The sequence below is a fragment of the Lysinibacillus sp. UBA6686 genome (genome assembly GCF_002455205.1).
GTDB lineage: Bacteria > Bacillota > Bacilli > Bacillales_A > Planococcaceae > Lysinibacillus > Lysinibacillus pakistanensis.
On record NZ_DKJS01000023.1, the window covers coordinates 81886 to 100308 of the forward strand.

An 18423-nucleotide genomic window follows, 5' to 3' on the forward strand; every position below is an offset into this window, starting at 1 on the left:
CATAAATAAAGGAGCTTATTGATGTCATTTAAAAATGAATATACATTAAACGTAGATATCAAAAGAAGAATGACGAGTGTTGTTCCTACCTTTAAGCAAGGAGATTCAGCAACATTAAAATTTAAACTATTTGATGATGGCAAAAAGTTCGATTTAGCTGCTTTTACGAGGGCTGAAATTACATTTAAATTGCCTTCAGGTCAAACAATTGTTGGTGAACCATACATAGACGTTAACACTCAAATGATTGTTTATAATTTCGTTGGTGTAGAAATGAATGAAGCCGGAAAGCTAACAACCATTCTTTCTATATATTCTGGTACTTCAATGGTATCAATTCAACCATTCTCTATTTTCATATTTGACCACCTAAAAGATAAAGACCTAAGCTATATCGGTATTCTTCAAGATTTGATCGCCGAGGTTCAATTACTTAATGAAGAAGTGAAAAGTACCCTATCTGAAGCAAATAATTTAAAAGACAAATTAAACAACGTACTGATTGAGGCAAATAATGCAGAACAAATAAGAAATACAAATGAACAAAATCGGATCACTTCAGAAAATACTAGAAATTCTAATGAGAGTGCTCGACAACAAAATGAATTAGATAGAAAAAATGCTGAAAGTATACGTGAATCCAATGAAGCTATCAGAATTAAAAATGAACAAAATCGTCAGAAAGAGTTTGATAACAAAATTAATGAAGCTGAGGAAGCTATTACAGATACTAAGAAAGCTACTAATGAAGCTAATCAAGCAGCAGAATCTATAAAAGGTTGGGGTCAGGCTACTGTATGGAATAGCACTACTACTTATTCTAAAAATAACGTTGTAACTTATAACGGTAGTACATGGCAATCTAAGGGAGATAACAACCTTAATTCTATTCCATCAGAAACGAATGCAAACTGGATTCTATTAGCATTACGTGGTGTAGATGGTACTGGTGCTGTCTCAACTGTTAATGGTAAAAGTCCTGATGGTGCAGGTAATGTAGAGCTAACAGTAGATGAAATTGGAACTTATACACAACAACAGATTGATGATAAAGACACAGCAATAAAAGAATATTTCACTGATAAAGGTATCGGTGATAAGGTAATCGTTATTTCAGAACAAGATTATATTGATGCTGATTATAATGGTATGTTTTGGGTTAAAAATGACGCCCTTGATTTTCTTCCTACAGAAGCAGACCATGCAGCTACTTTACTAGTTTATGAAAATCCTGATAACGAAAATGTTGTTAAGATATTCAACGTAATTAACCCCACTACTGCTATTTCCTATATGCGTACTTATACGTACGATCATACAAGTTCATTAATCCATGATTCCGGATGGATTGAAGGTGGAGGTGGATCAGGTACTGGTGGCGGTGGAAATGTAAGTGTTAATTCTTATCCATTAGTTACTGACAGTGTAAGTCAAACAATATGGGAATTACCAATAGGAATATACAATCAAGTGACTGACTCAGTAATGGTATTCCATAATACAGTTTTCCTTGAGCAGGTATCTTATACACTTACTAATAACCGTCTCTCTATTCCTGATAATCCACATACTGAAATTGAAGAGAATAATGTTGTATTAGTTGTATTCCGTAACATGCCTAATATGAAAGTAGAATTTGATGGTAATAACATTATTGATGGTTCTATTCCTCTATCAAAATTAGGTCAAGACGTACAAGATGCTATCAACAATGCTGGAGGTAAGATTGAATTAGTAGACAACTTAACTACAGATGATGCTACTAAGGCTCTAGCGGCTTCTCAAGGCGTTGTTATTAAAAAAGAGCTAGATAAAAAGTGGCAAAAAGGTGTTTATAATGATACTGACATTACCAACTTAGGCAGTAAAAGAGCTACTAGGACATTTACCATAAATCAATCTGATTGGAAAAACACAGGGAATGTTGAATTGTTAGATATTATTATTCCATTTAGAGGTGCTTTCTCAGGTGTTATTAAAGCAACCTATTCTGTTATGTGGGGAATGTCTGGGTCGTGGGGAAGTACAGAAGTAGTCTATAATATCGGTAGCTTTATTCCTGAAACTAAATTGAATGATTTTACTATAGTAACAGCAAGTAGTGCAATGATGCGAGATTTTAAGGTAGGTAAACCATATATTGATAATACTACAGGTGACATTGCTATTCAGTTATATAGAGCACCTGATGCAAACAATCCTTTAGAAATTACTCTAACAGTAGACGGTACTTATAGTAGCTCTACATACAATAGCAATTTATTTAATGCTCTAAAAGATAGTTTTACTAGTACATCTGACACAGGCTCACCTACTGGATTAGGATATCCGTGGACACCACAAGCAAGCCAAATACCAACTTATGACGCTATTTATAGATGGGATAGAAAATCAGATTCAATAGCTTTTGATAAGTCAAACGGTACTACTTACCCTGACCCTAATACTTTCTTAGATACGACATTTATAACTAATCATGCTAATGCCCAAAATGCGGGAGAAAATAGTTTTTGGTATATCGAGCAAGTGTTTTATGGTGGTAATAGTGCAACTAATGCACGTTCTCAGTTTGCTAGAAGTTATTTAGGGAATGCTGATATGAAAGTTAGACATTATCATCCAGATACAGGATGGTCTGCTTGGTCACCTTCTATACAACAGCTTTTTACATCTGTCAGTGATGGAAAAACGAAAGTGGCGAGTGCCATTTCTGACAAAGGTGTTTATACCTCGCCAGTAGAAACGTTTGACAATATGGCAAACAATATTAGAGCTATACCAACAGGCGGTAAAAAAGCAACAATAAGTATATCTTATAACGATATCCCTCCTAATCAAACTACAACGGTAACTTCTCAGCCAGTAAACTTCCTACCTTTGAATACTACAACTGATATGTTAGGTTCAGTAATATTCAATGGTCAAGTTAGAAACGTTGGCGACAACGCACAATATATTAGTGTTCCGTATATTTCTGAAATTACTGTTAATGGCATAGGTAACGGTCAATTCACATTATCGTTTAAAATAAAAAATCCAATGATAATAGTAGGATACCGTAATACATTCCAAGTAGTACTACATGAACAATAATAAAAAGAAAGGAAGAATTTTATGCAATTAGATAATCGCATTATTTATAACAAAGTAACAGGAACAATTTTACACCAAACAGGAGAAGCTAAAGGTGATGTAGTGCCACATGAACAAGAAGTAGAACTTGATTTCATTGATGTACCTTATGGCTCAATTAATTACTCTAAACAGTTTGCTTTAAAAGTAGAAGGTGGAGAAGTAATCTTTGAAGATTTTCCTGTTGAAGAAACAGAAGAACAAAAACTTATTAAACAATTAGAAGAAGATATTCGACTATTAAAATTAGAAGATGGAGGTATTATCTAATATGGCAAAGAAGAAAACAATCGTAGATATGGAAATAGTTGAAATTGTTGCTAGACGTATTGCTACTGGTGTCTATAATCCTCGTACAATGGAAAGATATTTGCTTAGTGATGTAACAAACGAAGATTATCGTCCACATATTATTAATCATTTAGTAGAAGTATATGGATGGGAGTTAGATGCTGATGGCATACCAAGGGAATCAAATTAATTATAATAATCTTAATGATGAATTAAAAGTAAAAGTAGATAAAGCAGAAGGAGTAGAGAGTCAAGTTTCGGCTCTCACTTCTAAAGTTGATAATTCGTGGCAGTTAGGTAAGTTTAATGACACCGATATTACCAATATTGGACAAACAAGTGTATCTAGAGTATTCCATATATATAATTGGGAAGCTCCCGACAGTAATATTGAACAAGCGTCAATAGTGATTCCAGCAACTATCTTTAGTGGAACTGTTAAAGTCAGTGTAACTGGAAGTTATGTGGGAACAAACGGTTCAGGTGCTTTTGAGTATGAAACATCCTATCTTAAAATAGACAATACTGTACACACCTACAATAGAATTATATATAAAGCAGATGATGGTATAGCTACTCAATATTATTTCCCTGACTTTAATCGAAATGAACATCTTTTCACCATTCCTATTGTTCGAAGACCAAACGCACTGAACAGATTGACTGTTAAGGTTGAATTGTTAGGTATATTTGAAGCTTTCAATATGTTAAAAGATGCATATATAGTACATGAGGACTTTGGTACATCATGGCATAGTTATCCATGGAAACCTCAAACATCTAGTTTCGTACAGAGGAACCAGAACAATACTATCGGCAGTGTAAACACATTCACGGCAGAAGTCCCTTTTATTTTCGAAAGAGATGATGTACATTCTCATGCTTTTCATAAGTCGGCAGATGGTGCGTTGCATATAGCTCCATCCCGTGAGGTAAATGGCGTAGGTGGATGGAATTGGGATAATGGTCTGAGACTAGACCCTAATGGTTATGGAAATATAAAAGGTCTAATTGTTGATGGTGTTGATTTAAAGCAATCTGTAAGTAATGGTAAATCTCAAGTTGCAAACGCCATTACCCAAAAGGGAGTGCCCACATCAGCAGATGCAGAGTTTGCAACGATGGCTAATAATATTGGACAAATAAAAACAGGAAAAAAATACGCTAGAGGTAGTGGAACCTTGCAACGAGTCGGTCAATATCTCAGAATTGTAGTCACTGGATTAGATTTTAAACCGTCTATAATATTAATATCTAGAATGGGAATGCCAGAAACTAATGTAATGTGGAAATCTATATATGTAGATGGAAATGCTTTTATGCCAGCCTCCACTAGTATCAATATGTACACATATTATAACTCTAGAGATACGAGTTTTAACACTGTATATGGTGCTCTTGCACATTCATCCTATGGGGGGTTTGAGATGAATGTGGCAAGCTATGTGCAAGGGGTAGATGACACTGGAACATATACATGGATTGCGTTTGAATAAGGGGGTATTTAATTTAAAATAGGAACTAAAATCTGTAAGTAATGGTAAAGGAGTTCAAACTGCTTCGGATGCTACATTTGCAACAATGGCTAATAATATTAATGCTATACAAACAATCGGAGGAGCAAAAGGGAATGGAACTTCATATATGTCTGACTCTTCTACAATTTTCAGTGTGTCTGGACTGTCATTCGAGCCTAGAGTTATAAACATCTATTCATCCAATGGCGGAGCAAGAATAATATACAATCCTATGGTCAGTCATATTGCAGACACTTTTGCTTTCGATACAAACAACTATAGATGGCATAATTACGGAGGTACAAATGTACAGTTACTACCCAATGGATTTATACCAACTGCACCTAATTTATTAGGAAGTTATTATTGGGAAGCATTTAAATAAAATAAAAAGGAGAGAATCATGCAATTAGAGAACCGTGTTATTTACAATAAAATAGTGTAAATCAAGTTAGAAATGTAAATTATTTCACAACAGAATAAGAAAGGGAGATAATATGATTTTTGTTGAGTTAGGAAACCAATCAGAACCATTAAATTTTTAATGAATTACCAACTCCTACTGAACGTGAAGAAGTATTATTGAACATTGGTAATTCTTTCAAGTACTTCCCTAAAGAATTACCATTCACAAAATGATTCTCTAAGAATCAATATCATGAAAATGTAGAAGATGTGGCTAATTTATACGAAATAACTCTACATGAGCATATGGATAAATTAATTGATGAATTAAAACCGGATGTAGACAATTTCAGTGGTACAAGCGAGTACATTCGATAAAAGGTACATATTAATACTTTACTAGAGTAGGTGCGAGCTATCCCTCCCCTACTCTTTTACTATTTTGATAAAGTCGGTGATTAAAAATTGATTAATGAAAAACTAGGTGAACGATTAGCCAGTGCTGAGGTTGAAATTAAGAATCAAGAGAACCGAATTTCAAAATTAGAAGGTAATCATGAATTATTATATCGTTTAACATTAGTATCCGAACAGCAGCAGGAGATGAATAAGCATCAGCAAATCCAATTACATCGAATGGATAAAACCTTTAATAATATTAATATCAATCTTACAAAATTAAATATGACCCAGGTTGAATTACAGGAGGATGTTAAAGGAATTGGAAAACGTGTGGATAGTATTGAGGAAGATCTAAAGGAGGAATCTGAGAAGGATTATATCTCTATTGGTGACATCATTAAACAATATCTGCATTGGTGGATACTTCTTCCTACAATTATAATTGGTGCTTTTATTTTAAAATTATTTGGCTTATAAGAAAGGAATGATGCCCGATGAAAATTAATTGGAAGGTTCGCATTCGCAATCCTCAATTTTGGATGACGGTAGGATTATCCGTAATCACTCCCCTCTTTGCTTATTATGGCATTACTGGAGCGGATTTAACTACTTGGCAAAGTGTGTGGACTTTAATTATGGATGCAGTTTCAAATCCATATGTGTTAGCGTTAATTGCCGTTAGTACATATAATGCTATTCTTGATCCGACCACGGCTAGCCTAAGTGATTCCTCAAGAGCATTAACCTATAATAAACCGAAACGAGATGAATGATAATGGTTGATTTTATGAGTCCTGTGAAGAATGCTCGGTTAACTAGTAAATTTGGTTGGCGAAATATCGGCTTTGGCAAGGAATGGCATCAAGGCATCGATTTAGCATCAACAGGAAAGGTTCCGATTGTTGCTAGTGCGGCTGGTATTGTTACGCGAGCACAGGCATTCAGCAGCTATGGAAATGTTGTGATGATTAGGCATACAATCCATGGCAAAACATATGAAACAAATTATGCTCATTTGGATTCTTCCTGCGTTCAGGTAGGACAAAAGGTGAAGCAGGGACAGCAAATCGGAATTATGGGAAATACAGGACGTGCATTTGGTGTTCATTTACACTTCGAAATACATAATGGTCTATGGCAAACGGGACAACCAAATGCCGTTGATCCTATGAAATACATAACATTAACGAATGAAGCTAAAGGAGAGCTAACAATGTCACAATACAATGAATTGCTAAACAAAATAAAAGAACTGGAAAACGCTTTGCAAACAAAACAAACTATTATTCCAACGCGTAAAGCCACTGAAACGCATAAAGCTGCGTGGGATTGGCTGCAATGTCAAGGTATTACGGATGGCTCGAACCCTCAAAATTTCGTAACACGTGAGCAATTTGCATCAATGCTCAAACGTTATCATGAGTCCAACTTATAATTTCTCTCCGCCAGTAAAACCATGATACAATGAAAGGAATACTGGCAACTAAGGAGATTTTGCATGAGGCTTTCTACTATCTTTAACTTTTGTATTCTTGTATTTTTTACCCTACTTTTCGTCAATGATTTTTTCCCTGATACTACATTAGCTGCAGTACTAAGCCAAAAAATAATTCTGCTTATTTTAGTCATATTGGTCATTGTACAAATCACAATTGATAAGGGGCAATATAAAAAGCTATCTAAAAAAGCATATGTTAGCGTAACGCTGTATACCGTAGGACTATGGATTGTTTTAACATTGCTTGGTGGCAAATCTCAATTTGGCCTATCCTTCGACAGCCCTATATTTTATATCATCGTACTATTACTAGGGCTGGATTTGCTTCGAATATATCGCCAATCTAAGTTGGAACAAAAGCAATAATAGCAGAATTCGAAGCGTTAACCATCACTTTGATGATTCTATCCATCAATTGAACTGTTCTATCCATCGTTTCAATCTTTCTATCCGTCACTTTGGCGTTTCTATCCATCACTAAGCATGTCACCGATCTACTTTATTCGGTGGACATGCTTTTTCTAAATCAAATAAACAACCACTTCATTATTCTTCAAAGGATAGATTTGTGGGTTCATCCAAAAGAATGGTTTCAACACTAAAATTTGTTGTCGGCGTATTTTTATCAACTACCTCAAAACTAAGGCCATCTAACCAAACTTCTCCTTTTCCTATTAATAAAATTCCGAACGAGATGATTGCGCTGTTTTCTGGTACATCTAGAACTATAGAATAGCGATTCCAATTATTAGTACCAATGATTGGTCTATTATTCATATTGTCAAATTGAAGAATCTCGTCTGAGGCACTATCTATTCTCATCCATAGACCTGTAAATTGTTGGACATTTTTGGTTTGAATAAATCCTGAGAGCATAATCCTTTCCCCCCTGAATTTATCAGCCTTAAATTCCTGCATCATGGTTGCAAATTCTCCTGGTTCTTGTACAGTTTTCGACTTTAAATAACCAGATGCTTTCCCTTGATGTATATTTCTTCGATCTGTTCCTATTTCATAATTAAAAGGATGACTTCCACTTAAAATCCAGCCCTTCACTTTTTCCCCCATTATTTTCTCCTCCTTGTTTTCACTTATATTTTTCATAACACTTCTATATCGACCTGGTGGTAATTTATATTGTTTTTTGAATGCTCGTGTAAAAGATTCTTGTGATTCAAATTGATAATAGACAGCTATATCAATTATTCTCTCATTTGTATAAAGAAGCGTACTTGCCGCGTTTGCAAGGCGTCGCATTCGAATATATTCTGAGACAGACATTCCTACTGAATTTTGAAAGATTCTATGAAAATGATATTTTGAAAAGCCTGTAATATGATCAATATCATTGACAGAAATTTGCTCATGTAAATGAGATTCAATCCAATGTATTGTTTTTTGAATTACCCATTCATATTTCAAAGCATTTCACCTCCTCTATTCATAATCATAATGAATCATTATTAATAATTTTTGATCTTTTTTGCGGTGTTTTTAAAGACTTTTGATGATAAACCGGCATGGCTTTGCAAAACTGGCGATTACCAAGAAATAAAAGCCCATCTTTCAGTCTATTTATAGTGACGATCTATCTTGAAAAGTCTTAGAGTCCCTTCTTGGGATGGTTGGATTAACATTAAAAGTTCTTTTGAGATTGATTTTTCAGAGGACGATGGTTATTTTGATTCGGATAGAAGGTTATTCCGCACCTCAAAGGAGAATGAGTGAACCCCGATACTGGTAGTGCGATAGCGAATGGCTACTTTGGAGAATAATGCTATAAAAATTTTAACGTCCTAGAATTGCTTCTGACAGCAGTAAAGGCCTAAAATTAGGAAAGAGTTTCTTGAAGACGGAGCTTACCATAATAATAAAGTCGGTGCTTTTACAGAGGTTACCATATATGAAGATTACTTAAAGAAATGCTCTTGAATTAATGTATAGGAACCCAGCTTGAGTATGTGCTAATTATTAACCTTATGTTGTTCTGTAAGTTCTTTTTGATTGCCATATATTAAAGCTACATGATAAACTATTTCTGCACTTCAAAGGGCATAATCAATTCTAGGCTGTAGCGTCTACCAATGCTACAGCTTTTTTCTCTTATCTTTATATTGTTAAAACTACCCATTAAAGTTTCCTTGAATACAGTCTTGGTCATACAACCACACAAAAAAGCATCTACTCTCATGGAGCGATGCTTTTTTTGTGCAGAAAGTGGGGCTAGCTCATTGCTAATCCCCATTCAAACCGCTTTAAGCCCTTAAGATTCTAGTACGTTTAAAATAACATCAAGTTCATTGACTGCAAGATCAAGGCGTTCCTTTGCCTCGATGTTTTGCTGCTTTAATTGACTAAACTCTAGCAAATTTTTTTCATGCTTGAGCTTGATAGAGGACAGACGTTCAATTCGTGCCTCCACCTTTTCAATCGCTTGCTCACAAACAGCGGACCAAAGCTTTTCAGACTGCTGCATTTCAGTCGTGGATGGGTTGTGCTGACGCATAATTCGTGCATAGATCGCTTCAATTTGCTCAATTAATTCTGAGTAAAAATGTCGCTCGACACGAGTGGTTTGGAATGTTGGGTGCTCTACCTCTTTTGCATATGGGGTAATTTGACGTAGTAGCTTCCCTGCATTTTCGCCGAAACCATGTGATAGATTAAGGACATTCATCAATTGCAATAATAAACGGATTTCTTCAAGATTGATTAGCTGTGAATCGATGCTTTCCTTAAGCTTTAATGATTCCATATAGCGTCGATCAAAGTGCTCAATTTCGCCATTGCGTTGCTCTACTAAATGTACACTTGCATTGTCCTTTAAGCTTTTAATATAGCGGATGGCATGGCTCTTTAGCTCTTCCATCGACAGCAAGTTGTCATTGTCTTGTTGTGGTTTTCCTCGTTGAACATACGCAAATGCATCCATTTTTTTGGGCCATTTTGCTGCTGGGGTTTCTTCTGAGACATTATAGCGTATATAAATTCCGTGCATTCCATATCCTCCAAGTCCAATTAACAAGTATCTCTAAAGACAATAAATCGAATACGGCAATTTTTCAAGTAAAAAACTTTTAATATTTGAAAATCTTCTTTTAAACAATGCTAAAAAACCCGAATAGTTGATACTATTCAGGATTTTAAATATTAAGAGCTTGCTTGGTTTATCCTTTGACAAGCTTTGTTCTCACACGATTTGACACATATTCCACAATTAAAATAAGGAAAATTAATCCTATTAAAATAGCACCTACCTCAGACCATTTATATGCATTCATCGCAAAAATAAGGGGTGCACCTATTCCTCCAGCTCCTACTAAACCAAGTACGGTTGCATCTCGCAAATTCATATCGAAACGATAGATGACAATCGATAAAAATAACGCCGTCAATTGTGGCCATATACCATAACGAATCTTCTCCATCAGCGTACAGCCGAGAGCCTCCATCGATTCTAATATACTCTTATCCAAATCCTCTATCACATCAACATATAGCTTGGACAGCATGCCTATGGATGTTAACGACATCGTAAGCACACCAGCAAATGGCCCTTGACCTGTAACTCGAATAAACATAAGACCATAAACAATCGCAGGAATGGTACGTATAACGATTAATAGCAAACGTACCACAAATGCGATAGGTTTCGGTACAATATTGGAGGCTGATAAGAAGGCTAGTGGAATAGCTAGAAATGCTCCTACAATCGTACCAAGAAAGGCAATGGCCATTGTTTCAATTAATAAATAAGGAATCCCACCTGTAGTAGCATTAAATAGTAATGTCCAATCTGGCTGCAGCAGTCCCACTACTATATTTTTTGCGATTTTTGTCCCATTGTTAGATATTGAGTCAACATGTAACGTCGATAGAGACCATATAAATAGCAGAGCTAAAATTAAAAGGGTTAGAAAGTATGACATCCGTCGATTCGGTTGTAATTGTAATTGCTTTTCGATGGCATTCATAGCTTCACCCCTACATTAATCTCTTACGAAAATATTCACTAGTTGATTCAATGATAAAAACCGTACAAACAAGCATTAGTAAAATCATACCTACATTAGCATAGCTTCTCCACCCGATGCTTTCATTAAGAAGCAAACCAATTCCACCAGCACCGACATACCCTAGAATGGATGCATAACGAACATTTCCTTCAAAGCAAAATAATGATGTCGATATGTAATTTGGGAGAATTTGCGGTAAAATAGCATAGCGAAATGCCTGAATTGTTGGCAATCCCATTGCCTGCATAGCCTCAAATCCCTGCATATCGACATTTTCAATTTGTTCATATAAAAGCTTTCCCACATAAGCAATGGTGAATAAAAAGATGGCAATGGTTCCTGCCATTGTTCCAAGCCCAAATATAAATGTTGCAATCAGCGCAATGATTAATGTTGGTAATGTTCGAAGTAAGCTCAGCATAAATTTGCTCAACATCGCAATCCATTTATTTTTGGTAATATTGGTTGCAGCAAGCATAGCGATAGGCAAGGCACATATAGCACCTGCAACGGAGCCGAGCAATGACATCTTAATGGTATCGAATAATGGCTGCCATAGTTTCGCTACATAGCCCCAATTAGGTGGTACCATCTGCTGGATAATTACGAAAAACTGATCAATTCGATCCCTCAAGACTTCAAGACTAAAGCCCGTGATACGAATAGACAGCAATGTTAAAACAAAGAGGATAAGCCATAGTAGAGGAATGATGGAGCGTTTTTCCAGCACTTCCTTCCCATTAGGCAATACTATTTTTTTCGGCAATAGTAGCTTGCATTGCATGATGGTTGACACCTCTCCCCTCTTTCGTATCATTATAAATAAATGCAAGCGTTTCCTCGTTGATTTCATTCACCTTTCCATCAAAAACGATTTCCCCATTCCTTACCCCAATAACACGTGTTGCATAAGCCAATGCCAAATCAACGTGATGTATATTCATTAAAATTGTCATGTCTAATTCTTGATTAATGCGTTTAAAATCTTCCATCACTTGCTTAGCTGTTACAGGGTCCAATGATGCGACTGGCTCGTCTGCTAGTATAATTTTGGGGTTTTGAGCAAGTGTACGTGCCAAAGCTACACGCTGTTGCTGACCACCTGATAACTGATCGACTCGTACATAGGCCTTCTCTAAAATGCCTACCTGATCCAGTGCCATTAATGCCTGGAGCTTCTCTTTTCTTGTAAAAACACCAAAGATTTTTCGCCAAAAGGGCATATTAGGAACAAAGGAAACTAGGACATTTTTCAAAACGGATACACGTGTTACCAAATTAAAGGATTGGAATATCATACCAATATTTCGACGAAGATTTCGTACCTCCCTACCCTTTAACTGACCCACATTTATAGTATTTACCCGCAAAGTTCCCCCTGAAATATCATGCATTTTATTAATACAGCGCAATAGGGTTGATTTTCCTGCACCGGATAAACCGATAATCGCAACGAACTCCCCCTGCTCAATCTCAAGATTAATGTGATTCAATGCAAGAAAGCCATTAGGGTATCTTTTTTCTACCTCTTTAAACTCAATCATAATAACGCTCCATTTCTGATAAAGAACTAAATCAGCATTTAAAAATTAAGAATCTGCGAGGCTTTCTACGGATAAGCCGCCCTCGCAGATTTCGTATATGTTTTTGATGGTTAGTCCTTTCTCATGCCATTTACTTCGAACCAAGATTTTGAACTAGCTCCTGTGCCTTACGTTCATTGTCATAGTCACTGTCTTTTGCTGCCTGATAGCCCTCATGGCTGTAAATAGCGATTACTTCCTTCCCTTTTTCCGAATACCCTATATTAATAAATGCTTGCTGAATAGCCTTCTTTAAGTCATCGCTCATGACTTTTGAGTTTTTACTTACACTAATTGTGTCATTATAGATTGCAGGCATAACACCAATTAAATCTGTTTCCTCCCAAATAGAAGCGTCGCGATTAAATTCTCCTTGCCAGCTTTCTTCATAATCGCGACGTGCATCAGCGTACGTTACTAGGACATCTGTTTGACCAGCAGCTAACCGTGCAAAAGCATTACCATAGGAATCAGCCTGTACAACCTGTGCTAAATCAGGAATTGTTTTATCAAATTTCTCATGTAGCCATAATGTTGGATAAATATAACCTGCCGGGGATGAGCTTGACATCACATTCCAGGTAACATTATTTAAGTCCTCAAATGTTAATTCCTCACCATTATTTACTTTCGCTGCTAAAGCCTTTCCTTTCTCCGATGGACCTGCAACTAAAATTGCTCGATAAGATGTCGTTTGTGCTGTTGTTGGTACAGTAGGCTCATTTTTATTCCAATCAATAGGATTATCTGCATCATTGCTTAATCCTGCACGTGTCGCTGTTAAAATTACTTCAGCGCCATCATCATAAAGTACATATGTCCCTCCAGGAATTAAACCAATATCCGTAGTCCCCGCGGACAATGCTTCGCCAACCGCTTCAAAATTTGTTCCTACAGTAATATCAATTTCACCTACATCAAAGCCTAATCCTGCTAGCTCGTCCTTTAGTAAGCCCTTTAAAGGTTCCGTAGCTGTAATAATTTCATCCGGATCTCGCGAAGGTACAAAGCCAATTGTTAATTTTTTTATGGACTCATTCCCACCTGCATCTGAAGAAACATCTTCGGTTTCTTTGTCATCAGATGTTTTAGAGACCTCATTTCCACATGCCATCAGCAATATGGCAAGCATGAATGTTATTCCGAAAAATAGTAATTTCTTCAAATTATTGTCCTCCTCATGTTTGAAATGCTTCCTCAGTATAAACAGTAAATATTTTCCTAGTATGAATAGCACGTAAATATATGTTTCTATTTCGTAAATCAATATTTGGATATCGTAAAGACATGAAATGAATCATAAAAACCTTATATACTGTACTTATACTAACTAATGGAGGGCTCTCTATGACTGTCAAAACTATACAAATATTGGCTACTAGTGATATTCATGGTTATATCATGCCTACTACCTTTCGCAATGAGCAGAATGAGGCACTAGGATTAGCCAAGCTAGCATCCATTATTCAAGAGAAACGACTTGCAGGACCGACTCTTTTACTTGATAATGGTGATTTTATCCAGGGAAGTCCCATGACCTTTTATCATCAAAAATTTCAAGCGGACATACCAAACCCATTTATTCAGGTGGCTAATGCTCTTCAATACGATGCCATGGTATTTGGTAATCATGAATTTAATTACGGACTACCTACGTTACAATCCATCATCAACCAATCGGATTTTCCATGGCTAGGTGCAAATATTTTAACGGAAGACGGCAGGCCTTTGACAAAGCCTTATATCATTAAGGAAATAGAAGGTATTCGTATAGGAGTGTTAGGAGTGACAACCCATTTTGTGACACACTGGGAGGAACCACAGCATATTTCTGGGCTTCATTTTGAAAACGCCTTTTCAAGTGCAGGTTATTGGGCAAAATGGATGCGTACAAATGAACAAATAGATGTTCTTATCCTTTGCTATCATGGCGGATTTGAACGAGACCTAGAGACTGGAGAATTACTGGAAGATGAAAATGGAGAAAACCAAGGGTACCGTATGTGCACAGAAATTGAAGAAATAGATATCATCATTTCTGGACACCAGCATCGTGAAATATGTTCAAACATCAACGGAAAATCAGTTGTTCAGCCTGGCACTAAGGGCAATTGCTTAGCTGCTATCGAATTAGCTATTACACTGGATAACGAGCAGAGGATTCATTCTCTAGCTCATACACCATCTCTACTGTATGTGAGGGAAGATACGATATGTGAAGCAACTGTTTGCGAGATGATCTCCCCTACTTTTCAAAAAACTGATGCATGGCTGGATGAGACAATTGGAACTATCCAAGGAAATATGCTAGTAGAGGATGCGTTTCTTGCCCGTATTCAAGAGCATCCCTATATAGAATTTATAAACCGTATTCAAATGGAAGCATCAGGAGCTGCAATTTCTTCTACAGCACTCTTTCACGATGAGCATGGTGGCTTAAAGCAAGCGGTAACAATGCGAGATATAGTCACGAATTATATTTACGCAAATACCTTAAAGGTGCTGCGCCTATCTGGGCTGGACATCCTCCTGGCCCTTGAACAATCAGCAACCTATTTTACAGTTGAGGGAGATGAGCTAAAAGTCGCTAAATCATTTCTATATCCAAAGGCACAACCTTATAATTATGATATGTGGGAGGGTATTGAGTATATCCTAGATATTTCAAAGCCTATTGGAGAGCGCGTCACTATGCTAACCATTCAGGGTGAGCCTATAAAAATGGAGGAAGAATTTGAAGTGGTGATGAGCAGCTATCGTGCAACAGGAGCAGGTAATTTTGAATTTTTAAGAAATCGACCTGTTGTGAAGGAGATCCAAATAGATATGACAGAGCTGATTGCAGATTATCTTCTAAGGCATTCTTTCATCCAAGCCACATGTAATCATAATTGGCGGGTAACATTTTAACGAACCTTTATAAAATAAATTCGCCATATTCTTTGGGAATATGGCGAATTTTTATTCTATCAAATTAAGAATTTTGTCGTATTTGATGAATGCTTTTTCCTTCTGTAAATGCATGAATGGATGTTATTTTGCCTACTGATTTAAAGTTTGCCTTGTCATAGACCTTTGCCACCTGCGCATTTATTGGCATAATCCAAAGATTGTCTAAACCTAGCTGGATTGACTGCTGTTGAATATGCTGAAGGATATAACCAATTAGCCCTTGCCCTCGATAGCTTTCGAGTGTGGCTACACTTTCAATCCGCCCTTGGTTTCCTGAGACAAAAAGCTTAGCAGTACAGCATGCCTTTCCGTCTAGTTTTAATACATAATACGTAAAGTATGGGGAGCGGTATGTTTGCAGAAAAGCCGTCTTTATTAATGAAGGTTCTCCAAATGTTGAAATACTCATTTCAACTGCCATTGCTTCCTCAACATTTGTATCTGTTACACGTTCGATAGCTATTGCTGGATTATGTGGTAATAATACGGATTTACCATTCCAACATTGTATATCATCTGTAAAGCGTTCATATTGAAAGCCATGCATTTCTAAAGCGTTTATACAAGGCTGATTTTCCTCTAGGTTGTATAGATATAATCTTGGGATAAGTGATTTCGATTGATAGAATTTCTTTATTTTGCTCAATAGCACATTCGGATTATTTATTTTACGCCAAATATGTGCATGATTTGCATCGTAATATGTTGGGTTATCCTCATTGTAAAATAATACGCCATCCTCACATGTCTCCATCTTGCTAAAACCTTTAAGATAATGAAGATCTAGCTCTATAATATGTTCTAAATTATGCATGTTCTGCTCCTTCCTCAATCCATCTTTCAAATAAAACCTCTAACTGTTGTTCAAGCTTTTGACGTTGCTCCTTTGCAAGTGTTGGTTCCTTTAATTTTAGTTCAAGCTTTTCAATTTGTTGCTCAATAGGCAGCTCTTTCTTAGCACTCATGGTCTTTTCTGTTAGTTCTTTGATGACAGGTACTTCTACTAGTTCAGCATGTTTTTTCCTTGCCCACTCATAGTCACCCTCAAATACTTGAATAGTTTCATGCCTGATCCATGCGACTTTTGTAAAAATCTTTTGAAGGAAATAGCGGTCATGAGAAACGCCAATAATAGTTCCCTCAAAGGATTCCAATGTATCCTCCAATACCTCTCTCGCCTCAATATCTAAATGGTTGGTCGGCTCATCCAGTATCAATAAGTTAATATCCTCATGCATTAACTGAGCTAGACGTAAGCGCATCTTTTCGCCACCACTTAGATCCTTCACCTTCTTAAAAACGTCATAGCCATAAAATAAAAATTGAGCCAGTAAATGACGTGCCTCCGCCTCTGATACTGAGACACTTTCTCGAAAGGCATCAATTAAACGAATCGATGGATGCTCATGCTCAAACTGCTGAGAAAGGTAGCCAATTTTTACACTGCTACCAACACGACAAATGCCTTCGTTTGGTATGACCTCCCCTAATATCATTTTTAATAATGTTGATTTACCACTGCCATTACCACCTACAATCGCCAGTCGTTCTCCGAAGTAGACAGACAAATCGCATTCCTTTAATAGCGGCTTATCAAATGCATGGCTAATTGCCTTCATTTGCACAACCTCTTTACCACTACGCTCAGCCATTGTCAGGGCTAAATTCATTTTCTTCTTCGTTGACGGCTTCTTGACCCGATCGATTCGAGCTAATGCCTTTTCCATACTTTTAGCACGTCGATGCATGGAGGCGTTCGGTGGATTCGCTTCATTTGCCCATTGCTTTAAACGCTTGATGGTTTCTTGCATTTTTTTTATTTTCTTTTGCTGCTCCTCAAATTCAGCAAATTGCTGTTCAACCTTCGCTTCTTTTTGTTTAACAAATGCATCGTAATTGCCAATATACGTAAAAGCCACGCCATCTTCAATTTCTATAATCTTCTGAGCCATTTGATTCATAAAATGGCGATCATGGGATACAACAATCACTATCCCTGCGAAGTTCCGCACATAATTTTCCAGCCATTCAATTGCCTGCATATCTAAATGGTTGGTTGGTTCATCTAATAGCAAAATAGAAGGATTACTTAAAAGGATTTGCCCAAGCATCACCTTTGTTTTCTCTCCACCGCTTAGGCTAGTAAAAGGTTGCTCAAGTAATGGTGTAATACCAAGGCCATTAGCAATCATCGCCAATTGCGCATCAATCTCATAGCCTCCCTGCAGCATAAATAGTTCCTGCACATGACCATATTGCTCAAGAACCTTATCAGATACAGCTTCCTGCATTTCCTGCTCTAGCTTTGTCATCTTTGCCTTCAATGCATAAATTTCAGTAAATGCCTCCTCTAGCACTTGCTTTACAGATAGCATAGGATATTGCGGAATTTGATGAAGATAGCCAACGGTCGCTTCCTTACTTTTTATAATCCGTCCCTTATCTGGTGTATCTAAACCAGATAATAGCTGTAATAAAGTCGTTTTCCCGCTTCCGTTCACGCCAACTATAGCAACATGCTCTCCAGTATTCACTTCTAATTGAAGTTCTTCAAATAATACGTTCCCACCAATAATTTTTTGTATTTGTTCAGCTTTAATTTGCATCGTTTTTTCCTCCAATGAAAC

General features: G+C 36.7%; 18 protein-coding genes. 10 read left to right on the plus strand and 8 right to left on the minus strand.

The features are described 5' to 3' along the window. Window positions 1-21: 21 nt before the first annotated feature. The 9 genes from B2R82_RS06215 (at window position 22) to B2R82_RS06255 (ending at window position 7611) form a co-directional block, all read left to right on the plus strand. A complete protein-coding gene (locus B2R82_RS06215; RefSeq protein WP_286924026.1) occupies window positions 22-3093 on the plus strand; it encodes a hypothetical protein in 3072 nt (1023 codons plus the stop codon). 21 nt (window positions 3094-3114) lie between these two features. Beyond that, on the plus strand, window positions 3115-3402 hold the full coding sequence (locus B2R82_RS06220; RefSeq protein WP_286924027.1) for a hypothetical protein: 288 nt from the start codon (window positions 3115-3117) through the stop codon (window positions 3400-3402). A gap of 1 nt (window position 3403) precedes the next feature. After that, window positions 3404-3613 (plus strand): hypothetical protein, encoded by a 210-nt coding sequence (locus B2R82_RS06225; protein WP_286924028.1) that lies wholly within the window; start codon window positions 3404-3406, stop codon window positions 3611-3613. Next, the gene (locus tag B2R82_RS06230; protein WP_286924029.1) at window positions 3588-4919 is read left to right on the plus strand and encodes a hypothetical protein; all 1332 of its coding nucleotides are present in this window, start codon (window positions 3588-3590) and stop codon (window positions 4917-4919) included. Before B2R82_RS06225 ends, B2R82_RS06230 begins: the two co-directional genes overlap by 26 nt. Window positions 4920-5004: 85 nt before the next feature. After that, window positions 5005-5325, plus strand: a complete 321-nt coding sequence (locus tag B2R82_RS06235) for a hypothetical protein (protein ID WP_286924030.1) — start codon at window positions 5005-5007, stop codon at window positions 5323-5325. 485 nt (window positions 5326-5810) lie between these two features. Continuing rightward, the gene (locus tag B2R82_RS06240; protein ID WP_054771196.1) at window positions 5811-6224 is read left to right on the plus strand and encodes a hypothetical protein; all 414 of its coding nucleotides are present in this window, start codon (window positions 5811-5813) and stop codon (window positions 6222-6224) included. Window positions 6225-6241: 17 nt separating this feature from the next. Continuing rightward, window positions 6242-6520 carry a phage holin gene (locus tag B2R82_RS06245; RefSeq protein WP_286924031.1) on the plus strand — a complete coding sequence of 93 codons (279 nt, stop codon included), beginning with the start codon at window positions 6242-6244 and terminating at the stop codon, window positions 6518-6520. Between the two features lie 2 nt (window positions 6521-6522). Beyond that, a complete protein-coding gene (locus B2R82_RS06250) occupies window positions 6523-7182 on the plus strand; it encodes a M23 family metallopeptidase (RefSeq protein ID WP_286924032.1) in 660 nt (219 codons plus the stop codon). A 63-nt stretch (window positions 7183-7245) separates the two neighbouring features. Next, window positions 7246-7611, plus strand: a complete 366-nt coding sequence (locus tag B2R82_RS06255) for a hypothetical protein (protein ID WP_286924033.1) — start codon at window positions 7246-7248, stop codon at window positions 7609-7611. A 180-nt stretch (window positions 7612-7791) separates the two neighbouring features. Here the strand turns inward: B2R82_RS06255 and B2R82_RS06260 are convergent, their stop codons facing one another. The 6 genes from B2R82_RS06260 to B2R82_RS06285 all read right to left on the minus strand — a co-directional run bounded on the left by B2R82_RS06260 (window position 7792) and on the right by B2R82_RS06285 (window position 13976). Further along, a complete protein-coding gene (locus B2R82_RS06260) occupies window positions 7792-8667 on the minus strand; it encodes a helix-turn-helix domain-containing protein (RefSeq protein WP_286924034.1) in 876 nt (291 codons plus the stop codon). 841 nt (window positions 8668-9508) lie between these two features. Beyond that, window positions 9509-10243 (minus strand): hypothetical protein, encoded by a 735-nt coding sequence (locus B2R82_RS06265; protein WP_283871470.1) that lies wholly within the window; start codon window positions 10241-10243, stop codon window positions 9509-9511. A gap of 169 nt (window positions 10244-10412) precedes the next feature. Beyond that, window positions 10413-11219, minus strand: a complete 807-nt coding sequence (gene phnE / locus B2R82_RS06270; protein WP_286924035.1) for a phosphonate ABC transporter, permease protein PhnE — start codon at window positions 11217-11219, stop codon at window positions 10413-10415. Window positions 11220-11229: 10 nt separating this feature from the next. Then, a complete protein-coding gene (gene phnE / locus B2R82_RS06275) occupies window positions 11230-12045 on the minus strand; it encodes a phosphonate ABC transporter, permease protein PhnE (protein ID WP_286924036.1) in 816 nt (271 codons plus the stop codon). Then, window positions 12002-12805: a phosphonate ABC transporter ATP-binding protein gene (phnC, locus tag B2R82_RS06280; protein ID WP_286924037.1), complete on the minus strand. Its 804-nt coding sequence runs from the start codon at window positions 12803-12805 to the stop codon at window positions 12002-12004. The genes phnE (B2R82_RS06275) and phnC overlap by 44 nt, the downstream gene beginning before the upstream one ends. A gap of 130 nt (window positions 12806-12935) precedes the next feature. Then, complete coding sequence (locus B2R82_RS06285) at window positions 12936-13976, minus strand: phosphate/phosphite/phosphonate ABC transporter substrate-binding protein (RefSeq protein ID WP_376781222.1); 1041 nt, start codon at window positions 13974-13976, stop codon at window positions 12936-12938. A gap of 215 nt (window positions 13977-14191) precedes the next feature. On the opposite strand from B2R82_RS06285, the gene B2R82_RS06290 reads away from it, so the two are divergent. After that, a complete protein-coding gene (locus B2R82_RS06290; RefSeq protein WP_286924039.1) occupies window positions 14192-15754 on the plus strand; it encodes a bifunctional metallophosphatase/5'-nucleotidase in 1563 nt (520 codons plus the stop codon). Between the two features lie 64 nt (window positions 15755-15818). On the opposite strand, the gene B2R82_RS06295 is transcribed toward B2R82_RS06290, so the two are convergent. Then, on the minus strand, window positions 15819-16610 hold the full coding sequence (locus tag B2R82_RS06295; RefSeq protein WP_286924040.1) for a GNAT family N-acetyltransferase: 792 nt from the start codon (window positions 16608-16610) through the stop codon (window positions 15819-15821). Continuing rightward, window positions 16603-18402 carry a ribosomal protection-like ABC-F family protein gene (gene abc-f / locus B2R82_RS06300; protein ID WP_286924041.1) on the minus strand — a complete coding sequence of 600 codons (1800 nt, stop codon included), beginning with the start codon at window positions 18400-18402 and terminating at the stop codon, window positions 16603-16605. Before abc-f ends, B2R82_RS06295 begins: the two co-directional genes overlap by 8 nt. Window positions 18403-18423: the final 21 nt, after the last annotated feature.